Source organism: Paenarthrobacter sp. NPDC090520, from assembly GCF_044769205.1.
GTDB lineage: Bacteria > Actinomycetota > Actinomycetes > Actinomycetales > Micrococcaceae > Arthrobacter.
In genome coordinates this window covers 157071-170228 of the sequence record NZ_JBIVXM010000001.1, presented here as the reverse complement: position 1 = coordinate 170228, position 13158 = coordinate 157071, and the positions used below count along the sequence as shown (strand labels likewise).

The 13158-nt window shown below is 65.0% G+C and carries 12 protein-coding genes; 7 read left to right on the top strand and 5 right to left on the bottom strand.

Annotated features, from left to right (window positions below):
• Positions 1 to 32 precede the first annotated feature (32 nt).
• From ACIQTZ_RS00910 to ACIQTZ_RS00900, 3 genes are all read left to right on the top strand, one after another.
• A complete protein-coding gene (locus tag ACIQTZ_RS00910; protein ID WP_402943724.1) occupies positions 33 to 1499 on the top strand; it encodes an RNB domain-containing ribonuclease in 1467 nt (488 codons plus the stop codon).
• A gap of 277 nt (positions 1500 to 1776) precedes the next feature.
• Positions 1777 to 3465: a DEAD/DEAH box helicase gene (locus ACIQTZ_RS00905; protein WP_400329500.1), complete on the top strand. Its 1689-nt coding sequence runs from the start codon at positions 1777 to 1779 to the stop codon at positions 3463 to 3465.
• 8 nt (positions 3466 to 3473) lie between these two features.
• Positions 3474 to 4397, top strand: a complete 924-nt coding sequence (locus tag ACIQTZ_RS00900) for a DNA-methyltransferase (protein ID WP_402976710.1) — start codon at positions 3474 to 3476, stop codon at positions 4395 to 4397.
• 55 nt (positions 4398 to 4452) lie between these two features.
• Here ACIQTZ_RS00900 and ACIQTZ_RS00895 read toward each other — a convergent pair whose 3' ends face one another.
• Positions 4453 to 5298 carry a PHP domain-containing protein gene (locus tag ACIQTZ_RS00895; protein ID WP_402976707.1) on the bottom strand — a complete coding sequence of 282 codons (846 nt, stop codon included), beginning with the start codon at positions 5296 to 5298 and terminating at the stop codon, positions 4453 to 4455.
• Between the two features lie 80 nt (positions 5299 to 5378).
• Between ACIQTZ_RS00895 and ACIQTZ_RS00890 the strand changes: the two genes are divergently transcribed.
• Positions 5379 to 6953, top strand: a complete 1575-nt coding sequence (locus ACIQTZ_RS00890) for an aminopeptidase P family protein (RefSeq protein ID WP_402976704.1) — start codon at positions 5379 to 5381, stop codon at positions 6951 to 6953.
• 65 nt (positions 6954 to 7018) lie between these two features.
• Here the strand turns inward: ACIQTZ_RS00890 and ACIQTZ_RS00885 are convergent, their stop codons facing one another.
• Positions 7019 to 7810: a general stress protein gene (locus ACIQTZ_RS00885; protein WP_402976701.1), complete on the bottom strand. Its 792-nt coding sequence runs from the start codon at positions 7808 to 7810 to the stop codon at positions 7019 to 7021.
• Between the two features lie 76 nt (positions 7811 to 7886).
• Here ACIQTZ_RS00885 and ACIQTZ_RS00880 point away from each other — a divergent pair, with 76 nt between their 5' ends.
• From ACIQTZ_RS00880 to ACIQTZ_RS00870, 3 genes are read left to right on the top strand one after another with little or no spacing between them, the layout of a single operon-like run.
• Positions 7887 to 9170 (top strand): magnesium transporter MgtE N-terminal domain-containing protein, encoded by a 1284-nt coding sequence (locus tag ACIQTZ_RS00880; protein WP_400269726.1) that lies wholly within the window; start codon positions 7887 to 7889, stop codon positions 9168 to 9170.
• Positions 9163 to 9879 (top strand): DUF1003 domain-containing protein, encoded by a 717-nt coding sequence (locus ACIQTZ_RS00875; protein ID WP_402976698.1) that lies wholly within the window; start codon positions 9163 to 9165, stop codon positions 9877 to 9879. Before ACIQTZ_RS00880 ends, ACIQTZ_RS00875 begins: the two co-directional genes overlap by 8 nt.
• Positions 9880 to 9883: 4 nt before the next feature.
• Positions 9884 to 11011, top strand: coding sequence for an Mrp/NBP35 family ATP-binding protein (locus ACIQTZ_RS00870; protein ID WP_402976695.1), 1128 nt, complete (start codon positions 9884 to 9886; stop codon positions 11009 to 11011).
• Between the two features lie 11 nt (positions 11012 to 11022).
• Here ACIQTZ_RS00870 and ACIQTZ_RS00865 read toward each other — a convergent pair whose 3' ends face one another.
• The 3 genes from ACIQTZ_RS00865 to sigE all read right to left on the bottom strand — a co-directional run bounded on the left by ACIQTZ_RS00865 (position 11023) and on the right by sigE (position 12989).
• Positions 11023 to 11421 carry a Sec-independent protein translocase TatB gene (locus ACIQTZ_RS00865; RefSeq protein ID WP_400329480.1) on the bottom strand — a complete coding sequence of 133 codons (399 nt, stop codon included), beginning with the start codon at positions 11419 to 11421 and terminating at the stop codon, positions 11023 to 11025.
• 31 nt (positions 11422 to 11452) lie between these two features.
• A complete protein-coding gene (locus ACIQTZ_RS00860) occupies positions 11453 to 12202 on the bottom strand; it encodes a hypothetical protein (protein ID WP_402976692.1) in 750 nt (249 codons plus the stop codon).
• 163 nt (positions 12203 to 12365) lie between these two features.
• A complete protein-coding gene (gene sigE / locus ACIQTZ_RS00855; protein WP_400269721.1) occupies positions 12366 to 12989 on the bottom strand; it encodes an RNA polymerase sigma factor SigE in 624 nt (207 codons plus the stop codon).
• Positions 12990 to 13158: the final 169 nt, after the last annotated feature.

Sequence of the window (13158 nt, the reverse complement as noted above, 5' to 3'; positions counted from 1 at the left end):
CTATCCGTCGAATTCGGGCTAGTCTGACTTTCGTGTCACATCATCGGATAGCGCCCAACGTCGACGATTCTTCCGACCAGCTCGCGGAGTCCCTGGCTGCGCTCAGGACCGAGCTGGAACTGCCCGGCGAGTACCCCGGCGATGCGTTGGCTGAGGCTCGCGCGGCCGTTGAACACCATCAACTCCCCGCCCGGGATTTGCTCGACGTTCCTTTCGTCACCATTGATCCCGCCACTTCCACCGACTTGGACCAGGCCCTTTTCATCGACCATTCAGGCGAAGGCTACAAAGTCCTTTACGCCATTGCGGACGTCCCCTCTTTTGTTGTGCCCGATGGAGCCTTGGACGCGGAAACCAGGCAGCGCGGCCAGACCTACTACGCTCCCGACGGCCGGATTCCCCTCCACCCGGAGGTGATCAGCGAGCATGCCGGCAGCCTGCTGGCCGGGCAGGATTGCGGGGCGTTCGTGTGGGACTTCGACCTTGATGCAAAAGCGGACGTCGTGTCCGTCTCCGTCGCGCGCGCCAAGGTCCGGAGCCGCGCGAAGCTGAGCTACAAGGGTGCCCAGGAGCAGATAGATTCCGGCTCGGCCCTTCCTGTCCTCCAACTGCTGAAGGAGGTCGGACTGAAACGAGTGGAGCTGGAACGCAAGCGTGGTGGTGCCAGCCTCAACATGCCTGAGCAGGAGATCGTCCAGGCGACTGGTGGCGGCGGGTACCGGATTGTGGCTGCCCCTTCGCTTCCCGTGGAGGATTGGAACGCCCAGATCTCCCTCATGACGGGCATGGCCGCGGCCCGCATGATGCTCGACGGCAAGGTAGGGATCCTGCGCACCATGCCCGCGCCGGACGAGCGCTCCTTGCTTCATTTCAAGCGGCAAACCCAGGCCTTGGGCAAACCGTGGGACGGCGACATCACCTATGGCGAGTACCTGCGTACCCTTGATGCTTCCGATCCCAAGCAACTGGCCATCCTGCACTCCGCAGGCACGCTGTTCCGGGGCGCCGGGTACACGCCATTCGATGGCGAGGTCCCGGAGGATGTCATCCAATCGGCCATCGGGGCGCCGTATGCACACACCACCGCTCCGCTTCGCCGCCTGATCGACCGCTTTGTCCTGGTGATCTGCGAAGCGCTGAGCGGCGGACACGACATCCCTCAATGGGCCCGCGAAGCACTTCCTACGCTCCCGGAGATCATGGCGTCCTCGGACCAACTGGCCGGGAAGCTGGAACGCCTGGCCCTGGACACGGTGGAGGCTGCCCTGGTGGCCAACCACATCGGTGAAGAATTCGATGCCGTGGTGATCTCCGGATCCAAACCATCCAACGGAAACGGCAACGGGAACGGCAACGGACCGTACGGCACCATCCAGATCCAGGAACCGGCCATCACGGCCCGGTGCGACGGTGAGCTTGAGTCCGGCACCCAGGTCAGGGTGAGGCTGGTGAAGGCCGATATTGCCAGCAGGGAAATCCGTTTCGCCCTGGTCGCGTGAAGCCGCCACGGTGCCGATCCGGGGTTTGGGACGGCCAGAGGATAGACTTGGCCTGTAGTAATGGATGCCCGGTCGTTGATTCAGTTAATTTTTGAACTCAACAAGCCCGCCCCTACGCGATCTTGAGATGTGCCCGCTGGTCACCAGTGCCAGTACTTAGATAGCCCGCGATCGGCTTCCACTGGAATTGCTTGCGCGCCCGTTCGTGCTCCGGTACGGCTTCGCCGCCGCCGTTGAGCATGCAGCGCCAATGCCCAAATGAATAAGGAAACTCCCTGTGAGTGAATTGCACACCCATGAAGTCCTGACGGACTCCACCGGAACCGAATCAATCGAACCCGAGGAAACGATCACCTCGGATGAGACGCCCCACGAGATCGAAGAAAAATCGTTCGCCGACTTCAATGTGCGTGCGGACATTGTGGAGTCCCTCTCCGATGCCGGGATTACCCACCCCTTCCCCATCCAGGCCATGACGCTGCCTGTGGCGCTGGGGGGCCACGACATCATCGGCCAGGCAAAGACCGGTACGGGCAAGACCCTCGGCTTCGGCATCCCGGTCCTGCAGCGGATCGAAGGCAAGGAAGATCCCGGATACGCCAAGCTGGCAGTTCCGGGCGCACCCCAGGCCCTGGTCATCGTGCCGACGCGTGAACTCGCGGTCCAGGTGGCCAACGATCTCCAGACGGCTTCCCGGAAGCGCAACGCCCGCATCGCCACCATCTATGGCGGCCGTGCCTATGAGCCCCAGATCGAAGCCTTGCAGAAGGGCGTCGAGGTCGTCGTTGGTACCCCCGGCCGCCTGATCGACCTCTACAAGCAGCGCCACCTCAGCCTGAAGAACGTCAAGATGGTGGTCCTGGACGAGGCCGACGAGATGCTGGACCTCGGCTTCCTGCCGGACGTTGAAACGATCATCGCCGGCACTCCGGCAGTACGACAGACCCTGCTGTTCTCCGCAACGATGCCTGGCCCCGTGATCGCCATGGCGCGCCGCTACATGACGCAGCCTACGCACATCCGGGCAGCGGATCCCAACGATGAGGGCCTGACCAAGCGGGACATCCGCCAACTGATCTACCGTGCGCACAGCATGGACAAGACCGAGGTGGTAGCCCGCATCCTCCAGGCCAAGGGGCGCGGCCGAACGGTCATCTTCACCAAGACCAAGCGCACCGCCGCGAAGGTTGCCGAGGAACTCGTCGACCGTGGTTTCGCCGCCGCCGCCATCCACGGTGACCTCGGACAGGGCGCCCGCGAACAGGCTCTGCGAGCCTTCCGCAACAACAAAGTGGACGTCCTCGTGGCAACGGACGTTGCCGCCCGTGGCATCGACGTGGAAGACGTCACCCACGTGATCAACTACCAGTGCGTTGAAGACGAGAAGATCTACCTCCACCGCGTTGGCCGCACCGGCCGCGCAGGCAACAAGGGCACCGCCGTGACCTTCGTGGACTGGGATGACGTACCCCGCTGGGCATTGATCAACAAGGCACTGGGACTGAACGTTCCCGAGCCGGTGGAAACCTACTCCTCCTCGCCGCACCTGTACACGGACCTGGACATTCCCGAGGGCACCAAGGGCCGCTTGCCCCGCGCCAAGCGGACGCTGGCCGGCGTCGACGCTGAAGTCCTGGAGGACCTCGGCGAGACCGGCAAGAAGAACTCCCGTTCCCGCGGCCAAGGCCGCGAAGGTGGCCGGGACCGCAGCCGCTCCGGCAAGTCCGGCGAAGGCAAGTCCGGCGATGCCGCGTCGGCCGAAACCAAGGGCGAGGGCGGACGCAACCGCACCCGCCGCCGTCGTACCTCAAACGGCGACACGTCCACCAGCGCCCCGGCAGGCAACGAAGCAGACAGCACCTCGGAGAAGCCCGCACGGACGCGCCGTACGCGCACGCGCCGCCGCAACGGCGAAGTGGTGTCCGGCGACGCGTCCGGCACCACGCCCGCCAACACCGAGGCCTGACACGGCAGATGGCTGGAACTGTTTGGGCGCCGGACGGCAGCAACCTGGTGGTGCACGCGGATAACGCGGACTTCCTCCCCACGCTGCCGGACGGCGCCTTCACACTGATCTATGTGGACCCGCCGTTCAACACCGGCAGGGTCCAGCGCCGCCAGGAAACCCGCATGGTGCGCAACGCCGACGGCGACGGCGACCGGGTGGGCTTCAAGGGCCGCTCCTACGACACCATCAAGGGCGCCCTGCACAGCTACGACGACGCCTTCAGCGACTACTGGTCCTTCCTGGAACCCAAGCTCGTGGAGGCGTGGCGGCTCCTTGCCGATGACGGCACGCTGTACCTCCACCTGGACTACCGCGAGGTGCACTACGCCAAGGTGATGCTGGATGCGATCTTCGGCCGCGAATGCTTCCTGAACGAAATCATTTGGGCCTATGACTACGGCGCACGGGCCAAGAACCGCTGGCCCACCAAGCACGACAACATCCTGGTGTACGTCAAGAACCCCACGAAGTACCACTTCGACAACGAAGAAGTGGACCGTGAACCGTACATGGCTCCCGGACTGGTCACTCCGGCCAAGCGCGAGCGCGGCAAGCTTCCCACTGACGTCTGGTGGCACACCATCGTTTCCCCCACCGGCCGCGAAAAGACCGGTTACCCCACCCAGAAGCCGGAGGGCTTGGTCCGCCGCGTCGTTGCCGCCTCCAGCCGCAAGGGTGACTGGTGCCTGGATTTCTTTGCCGGCTCCGGAACCCTTGGCGCCGTAGCCGCCAAGATGGGGCGCAAGTTCGTGTGCGTGGACCAGAACGAGCAGGCGATCGAGGTCATGCGCAAGCGACTGGGCAGCAAAGCCCTGTTTCCGGAGGGTTCAGGCGGCCACCTTGGCGAAGGCCTGCACAGCGTCGGCGATCATCTGCACGGCAAGGGCTGACAGCAGCAGGCCCGCAGTCCCGTCCCCACCACGGACGAGAGCAACCAAAGGTCCGTCAGCGGACCACCGCGCAGCCCGTGGCCAGCTCCTCGATCCGTGCCAGAACGCCCGGGTCCGTGACATTCTCGCCCAACAGGTTTGGTTTGCCCGTGCCGTGGTAGTCGGAGGAACCCGTGATGAGCAGGTCATGCCGTGCCGCCAGCCGGCGGAGGAAGGCCCGTCCCTCCTCCGGGTTGTCCCGGTGGTCGATCTCGAGGCCCAGCAGCCCGGCGTCGATCATTTCCCGGTATGTCTGCTCCCCCACGATGCGGCCGCGTGCCGCCGCTACGGGATGCGCAAAGACAGGAACGCCTCCTGCCGCCCTGACAAGTTCGACGGCGATGGCCGGGTCGGGTGCGTAGTGCTGGACGAAGTAGCGCGAATGCGAGGTGAGGATGGAGGCGAAGGCTTCCGACCGGTCTGCCACCACGCCGGCGGCCACCAGGGCGTCGGCGATGTGCGGACGGCCCACAGTGGCTCCCGGTGCCACGTGGTGGATCACGTCGTCCCACGTGAGCGGATAGTCCTCGGACAACAACGTCACCATGCGCTCGGCACGGGTGAGCCTGGCATCGCGGGACTTGGTGATCTCCTCCAGGAGACCGGGATGTGCGGGATCGTGCAAGTAGCTCAGCAAGTGCACGCTGATGCCCAGTTCAGTCCGGCACGAGATCTCCATGCCGGGAACGAACGCCACACCCTTCGCCCGGGCCGCGGCCGCCGCCTGCGCCCAGCCATCGGTGGAGTCGTGGTCCGTCAACGCCACCGCGTCGAGGCCCGCCTCCGCGGCCGATTCCATGACCCCGGCCGGAGTCTCTGTTCCATCTGAAACATTCGAGTGCGCATGCAGGTCTATCCTCACTTTCCCAGCCTATGGGATGCGGGCTTGCTTGGCCGGTTGCGCCGTTGGCCTCCTCACGGAACTGGTGGGACGATGTAACGGTGAACGATGCCGAAAACACCCAGAACTCTGTGTCCCAGCCGTTGCAGGAGCGCGTCAACAACCGCTCCCAACGGCCCACTTCCGATGCCTTCAAGGCGTTCATGGCCAGCAACTGGGCACCCGCCCCGCAGGTGACCCCTGCACGCGACGCCGTTGCCGACCACGCCGCGCGCCGCCGTCGTGCCATTTCCGAACTGTTCAAGGGCGAACGGCTCGTAGTCCCGGCCGGACCATTGAAGGTCCGCTCCAACGACTGCGATTACCGCTTCCGCCCGCACTCCGGATTCGCGCACCTGACCGGCCTGGGACTGGACCACGAGCCGGACGCTGTCCTGATCCTTGAGCCTGTGGCCGAGGGCAAGGGCGACGACGGTGGACACCACGCAGCCACGCTCTACTTCCGTCCCCTCGCGGGCCGGGACACCGAACAGTTCTACGCCGACTCACGCGCGGGCGAGTTCTGGATTGGAGCCCGTCCCACCCTTGCCGAGTTCCAGGCACGTCTCGGCCTGCCCACGGCCCATATCTCCGAACTGGAAATGGCCATCACCAAGAACGTCGGTGCACCCGAAATCGGCGGCATCTCCATCCGGCTGGTCCGCAAGGTGGATGAGAACATCGACGCCCTGGTGGACACCGCCCGCTACAACACCGCCAAGGATCCGGAGAACCTGGACCTGGGCGAACTCGATGCCCTGGACGAGAAGCTCAGCGAAGCCCTCTCCGAACTCCGCCTGGTCAAGGACGAGTGGGAGATCGAGCAGATGCGGATCGCTGTGGCCGCCACGGTTGAGGGCTTTACCGACGTCGTCCGGGCCCTCCCCCGCGCGTTGACCCACAAGCGCGGCGAACGCGTGGTGGAAGGCGCCTTCTTCGCCCGCGCCCGCGAAGAGGGCAACGAACTCGGCTACGACACCATCGCCGCGTCAGGCAACAACGCAACAGTCCTGCACTGGAACCGCAATACCGGAACGGTCGACGCCGGGGACCTCCTCCTGCTCGACGCCGGCGTGGAGGCCGATTCCCTCTACACCGCTGACGTCACGCGCACCTTGCCGGCCAACGGCACATTCTCCGACATCCAGCGCAAGGTCTATGAAGCCGTGCTCGATGCCGCCGATGCCGGGTTCGCAGCGGCCCGGCCGGGTGTGAAGTTCCGCGAGATCCACACGGCGGCCACCACGGTCCTGGCCGAGCGGCTTGCTGAGTGGGGCCTGCTGCCCGTATCGGTCGAAGAGGCCATCAGCCCGGAGGGCCAGCAGCACCGCCGGTGGATGCCGCACGGCACCAGCCACCACCTCGGCCTGGATGTCCACGACTGCGCCCAGGCAAAGCGCGAACTCTACCTGGACGGCGTGCTGGCCGAAGGCATGGTGTTCACCATTGAACCGGGCCTCTACTTCAAGGAAGAGGACCTGGCCATCCCTGCCGAATACCGCGGCATCGGCGTCCGGATCGAGGACGACATCCTCATGACCGCAGATGGGCCCGTGAACCTGAGCGCCGCGCTGCCCCGCAAGGCCGACGACGTCGAGTCCTGGATGGCCGGTATCTACCAGGAGACCGAAAGCTAGGAACGCCGCTGCACACAAGAAAAGGCCACCGGAGATCCGGTGGCCTTTTCTTGTGTATTTGGCTGCTACTGCTTGGCGGAATCGCCGTCGTCGTTCTGCTGCGCTCCCTGTTCCGGCGCGTTCTGCCCCTCCGTGACCCGTACGCCGTACTGCGGACGGCCGTCGGGAAGGTCCGGGTAGCGCATGGGTGAAGGCGCAGGGTTCTGCGCGGGTTGCGCAGGACGCGGTTCCTGTTCGCCCGGCTGCGGCGCACGCTGGCCATAGGGGTCGTTCCAGGTGGACGGACGCTCGGGCTCCTGCCCGGGCTGCTGGAACGGTGTGTTCTGGGGGTTGTAGTTGCGGGCCTGTCCGGTGGCTGCCTGGGACGGGTTCATGGGCAGCTGCTGGAGGAGGCGCCGTGCCTCGTGGGCCGCTTCGAAGGCGACGATCACGTCATAGTTGGTGGCCACCACCTGGCTGGTCGAGGTGAAGTCGCGCTTTCCACGTTGCGTGGCGTAGGTGACGATGCCGAACAGCATGAAGAAAGCCGCACCCATCAGCACCGAGGTGATGATGGAGAACGGACCGCCCCCAGGCGTGAAGAAAGAGAGCATGACGCCAACGAACAAGCCAAACCACATGCCGCTCAAAGCACCCGAAAGGGCAACCCTTGGATAGCTCAGGCGGCCGGTGACCCGCTCCACCATCTTGAGGTCGTTGCCAACAATGGACACCAGCTGCACAGGGAACTGCTGGTCGGCCAGATAGTCCACCGCCTTCTGGGCATCCAGGTAGGAGGTGTATGAGCCCACGGTGTCTCCTTGGGGGACGCTCCGGGATTCCTCAACGGCTTTTGGACCACCAAAAATGTTTGACATAGCCCCATTGTGTCGCATGGACATGTGCGGAGGCTGGAATTCAGCTAAAAGAGAGCAGACTCGGTAGCCTGTAAACATGAGCACACATCCCTCACGCGTCTTTGTCGCGCGCCTGCTCGGTTTGGACGTCTTCGACCCCTTGGGCGACCGTCTGGGCCGATTGCGTGATGTGGTGGTGCTCGCGAGGGGAACACGCGGAGCACCCCATGTGGTGGGCATCGTGGTTGAAGTTCCGGGCAAGAAGCGCGTTTTCGTACCCATGACCCGCATTACCTCGATCGACCAGACCCAGATCATCTGCACGGGCCTGGTGAACCTTCGGCGTTTCGAGCAACGCGGCGCCGAAACCTTGGTGGTGGCGGAAATGTTCGACCGCCGCGTGACCTTGGCCGATGGCAGCGGAGACGCCACCATCGAAGACATCGCCATGGACCAGCACCGTTCCAAGGACTGGTTCGTGAGCAAGCTCTTCGTTCGCCGCGGCCACTCACTGTCGCCGTTGAGCAGGTTGCGCCGCAATGAAACCCTCATCATCGACTGGGCCGACGCGCAGACGGGTGCCCGCAACGAACCCCAGGCCGCAACCCAGTTCGTTGCCACCCACGAGGACCTCAAGCCGGCCGACTTCGCGGAAGCGCTGCAGGAAATGAGCGACAAGCGCCGCTTCGAGGTGGCCAGCGAACTGCAGGACGAACGCCTTGCCGACGTCCTCCAGGAACTCCCGGAAGACGACCAGGTGGAGATCCTTTCCGCCCTGGACGTTGAGCGTGCCGCCGATGTCCTGGAAGAAATGGACCCGGATGACGCCGCCGACCTTCTGGCCGAGCTTCCCTCCGCCCAGGCCGAGGAACTGCTTCAGCTCATGGAGCCCCAAGAAGCCGAGGACGTCCGCCGCCTCCTGGAATACGACGAGGACACAGCCGGTGGCCTGATGACGCCCGTTCCGGTCATCCTTCCACCTGAGGCAACCGTGGCCGAAGCCTTGGCGCACGTCCGCCGGGAGGAACTCTCTCCCGCCCTGGCGTCCTCCATCTTCATTGCCCGTCCGCCATTGGAGACGCCCACCGGCCGTTTCCTGGGCGTCGTGCACATCCAGCAACTCCTGCGTTTCCCTCCCCCGGAGCCCCTGGGCAACCTGGTGGACAAGAACCTGGAACCACTCTCGGACCAGGCCCACATCAGCGAAGTAGCCCGGACCCTGGCCACGTACAACCTCAACTCGCTTCCCGTCGTCGACGACGACGGCCGTCTTGTGGGGGCGGTGACTGTTGATGACGTGCTGGATCACCTGTTGCCGGATGACTGGCGCGCCCACGAGGACGACGCCCCTATAAGGAAACTCGGAGGCCGCATTGGCTGATAACAACGCCACCCGTTCAACCAAGTCATCGGGACGTTCGGAAAGCAGCCTGGACACACCCCTGAGCGGCCGTCAGCGGATCCTGCCCAAGTTCTCTCCCAATCCGGATGCGTTCGGCAACGCCACAGAGGGTTTCGCCCGTTTCATGGGAACGCCGCAATTCCTGGTCTACATGACCATCTTCTGTGTGTTTTGGCTGGCCTGGAACACGTTCGCACCCACGGACTGGCAGTTCGACCGCATGGAGTTGGGCTTCACGCTGCTGACGCTCATGCTTTCCCTGCAGGCGTCCTACGCAGCTCCCCTCTTGCTCCTCGCCCAGAACCGGCAGGATGACCGGGACCGCGTCTCGCTGCAGCAGGACCGCCAGCGGGCAGAACGGAACCTGTCCGACACCGAGTACCTCACCCGCGAACTCGCTTCGCTGCGCATCGCGCTGCGCGAGGTAGCCACTCGCGATTATGTCCGCGCCGAGCTCCGCAGCCTCCTCGAGGACATCATCGATGCCCAGGAGGAACTGCGGGAAGGCGAAGCGGCCGCTGAGGACGGCGAGTCACCACGGGAACGGGTGAAAGAGAAGCTGAAGGAAAAGCGTGACAAGTCGCGCGGGCCCCGGACCCAGCAAATCCCCAAGGTCCGCCCGCAACGGACCGGCCCACAGCACTCCAGCAGCAAATCAGCACCTGAACACCCCGAGAGCCGAGCCTGACCCCATGAGTACCGCATCCACCGAGTCGCTTCATGCTGCCCTGGCGACCGTCATCGACCCCGAACTCCGGCGCCCCATCACCGAATTGGGAATGGTCGAGTCCGTCTCTGCCGGCGGCGACGGCGTGGTCCACGTGGTGGTCCTGCTGACGATCGCCGGCTGCCCGCTGCGGGAAACCATTACCGGCGATGCCACTGCGGCCCTCTCCAGCGTGGAGGGAGTCACCGGCGTCGAGGTGGAGCTCAAGGTCATGACGCCGGAACAGCGGGATGCCCTCAAGGAGCAGCTCCGCGGGCCCGGTGGGCAGCGCGGCATTCCTTTCACCAAACCGGAGTCTCTCACCAAGGTCTACGCCGTGGCCAGCGGCAAGGGCGGCGTGGGCAAGTCCTCCGTCACGGTCAACCTGGCCAGCGCGCTGGCCGCGCAAGGCCTCCGCGTGGGCATCGTGGACGCTGACGTCCATGGTTTCTCCGTGCCGGCCCTGATGGGCATCACCCAGAAGCCCACGCAGGTGGACGACATGATCCTTCCCCCGGTGGCTTTCGGCGTGAAGGTCATCTCCATCGGCATGTTCGTGGCAGGCAACCAGCCCGTCGCCTGGCGGGGGCCGATGCTGCACCGCGCCCTGGAACAATTCCTCACGGATGTCTACTTTGGCGACCTCGACGCCTTGTTCCTGGATTTGCCTCCGGGAACCGGCGACATCGCGATCTCCGTGGCACAGCTCCTGCCGAACGCGGAAATCCTCGTGGTCACCACACCGCAGGCAGCCGCGGCCGACGTCGCTGAACGGGCCGGCACCATCGCCACCCAGACGGGGCAGAAAGTGGCCGGCGTCATCGAGAACATGTCCTTCCTGGACATGCCCGACGGCGGCCGCATGGAACTGTTCGGAAGCGGCGGTGGCGCTGCACTCGCTGAGCGGCTGAGTTCTGCCGTCGGCGCCGACGTTCCCCTGCTTGGCCAGATACCCTTGGACATCCGGCTCCGGGAAGGCGGCGACGAGGGCAAGCCGGTAGTCCTCGCTGAAGCGCAGACCGCTGCTGCCAAAGCCTTGCAGGACATTGCTGGCAAGCTCGCAGCCCGTCCACGTGGACTCTCGGGGATGTCGCTCGGGATCCAGCCCCGCTGACGCTTTAGTGGTCAGGTGGCCTCGGTGTCGAACGGGGCGGCCTCGCCCTCGGCCAGGCGCTCGATGACGCGGGCCGGCGCTTGGGGCCTTGTTTCCGCAGTCGCGGCCGCTACTGCGGCAGTGGCTGCGGGAGCACCTGCGCTCAAGGGCTTGGAATCCTCTTCGAAGAGCGCGTCCTTGATGATCCTGCGGGGATCGTACTGGCGGGGGTCGTATTTCTTCCAGTCGACTTCATCGATGTCGATGCCGACTTCTTCCTTGATTTGCTCCCTGGCCCCGGAGGCCATCCGGCGTACTTCCTTCACCAGGTTGGCGAGCTTCTGAGTGTATTCGGGCAAACGGCTGGGACCGATGACGAGTACGCCGATAATGAGGAGGACTATGAACTCCGGACCGTTGATTCCAAACACGCTACGAAGATTACCTTGTCTGTGAAGCCGCTCATAAACCAGCAGGGCGCAGCAAGGTCCTGAGGCCGCGCAGCAGCCTGTCGGACCACGTCTCTGCGGCTGGCACTTCCGAACTGGCCGCCATGGCATCGGCGGCACGGACCAGTTCGGGGACGGCGTCATCGGCCTTCTCCGCGGGCAGGTCCGAGGAATAGCTGAGGATCCCCGAGGGAGTCCGGTACACGGCACCCCAGGGACTTCCCTGGGTCAGGGTGAGCTGCGCCGTTGTTGGCTGGGATGCCGTGGGCAAGTGCTCTTCCAGGACGGTGGCGTGATGTCCGTTGCTTTCCAGCTTGAGCTCCACCGCTGGGTGCCCGTTGTGGAGTGTCGCCTCCGCGGATATCACGTGGAAGCCCATCGCGGACAGCTCCGGGCAAGCCCATCCTTGTTCACGAAGCGAGGAGAGGTGCTCCGGCCCGAGGCTGACGGCCCGGACCGTCTTGGTCCCTTGCTCGACCATGAGTTCCGCGGGACCACCCGTCACGGCCCCTGCCACCGAAGCGACGCTGCCGCTGGCCGCGGCGCGTGCCTCCGGCACGGGATCCCCGGCCACCGCGTAGGCGGACATTGCCAACGCACCAGCGCTCACCGCCAGCGTGCCGGCCGCGACGCCGGCAAGGCGCAGACCCCTCCAGCTGGTGGAGGCCGACCGCAGGTCATCGAAAGGTGAATCGGACTCGCCGGCCAAGTGCTGCGTCCGCTGCAGGAGCCGCTGCGTCAGGTCCTCGCTGGCCTGGGGCACAGCGGAGTCCCTCAGGCGCTCCAGATACTGTTGCTCACGCCTGAGGGCCAGGCGGCAATCCGTGCATTGGTCCAGGTGCCCGGGGTTCCGGGAATGGCGAAGGTCAGCGATTTTGCGCCGGGGCGGAGGTCCCGGTACCGAGTGGCGTTCCGGCATCGACTGCCTAGAGGATGCCGGCGATGCGGGGCATCTTCAAGCGCGGCTTGCGCGCCCCTGCCGACCTCGGGTCGCGGTGGGCGAGCTTCTCGCGGAGCATGGTACGTCCGCGGTGGATCCGCGACCTGACGGTGCCCAGCTTCACGCCCAGCGCCTCGGCCACCTCGTCGTAGGACAGACCCTCAAGATCGCAAAGAACGACGGCGGCGCGGAAGTCCGGCGGCAATTCCTCCAGGGCGCGCTGGACATCAAGGTCCAGGTTGTTGTGTTCGAAGCTCTGTTCCGGTCCCGGCTCGCGGCCGGGAAGCCGTGACTCAGCGTCTTCGGCAAGGGCATCGAAGCGGATGCGGCTCTTGCGGCGGGCCTGGTCGAGGAACAGGTTGGTGGTGATGCGGTGCAGCCAACCGTCCAGGGTTCCGGGCTTGAAGTTCTCCAGCGAGCGGAACACCCTGACGAAGACTTCCTGGGTGAGGTCTTCGGCGTCGAACTTGTTGCCGGTCAGGCGATAGGCGAGGCGGTACACCTTGGCGGAGTGGTTCGTGACCACTTCCTCCCAGCTGGGCATAACCCATTCAGCAGCGGCCTCGTGGCTTTCCGATGTTTGGACTGGCGCAGCATGCGATGCCGGCATCGTCCACTCCCCTCAAACTGTGGTTCACCGGAGTCCGGTGCCGCTCAACGCGTGGGTGAACGGATAAATATCATGTCAGGGTTGTCTGGGAATTTCCTGATCGGGCTGCACATTCCCCGCACAGCGCAATCCGGGGCCCGTCCTCCTGCGCGGACACAGCCTCCGCCGG

What these genes read in the sequence shown, in the direction of transcription:
- sigE (WP_400269721.1), bottom strand. Translation starts at nt 12,989, where the DNA reads ATGCCGGCATCGCATGCTGCGCCAGTCCAAACATCGGAAAGCCACGAG.
- ACIQTZ_RS00885 (WP_402976701.1), bottom strand. Translation starts at nt 7,810, where the DNA reads ATGTCAAACATTTTTGGTGGTCCAAAAGCCGTTGAGGAATCCCGGAGC.
- ACIQTZ_RS00900 (WP_402976710.1), top strand. Translation starts at nt 3,474, where the DNA reads ATGGCTGGAACTGTTTGGGCGCCGGACGGCAGCAACCTGGTGGTGCAC.
- ACIQTZ_RS00870 (WP_402976695.1), top strand. Translation starts at nt 9,884, where the DNA reads ATGAGTACCGCATCCACCGAGTCGCTTCATGCTGCCCTGGCGACCGTC.
- ACIQTZ_RS00880 (WP_400269726.1), top strand. Translation starts at nt 7,887, where the DNA reads ATGAGCACACATCCCTCACGCGTCTTTGTCGCGCGCCTGCTCGGTTTG.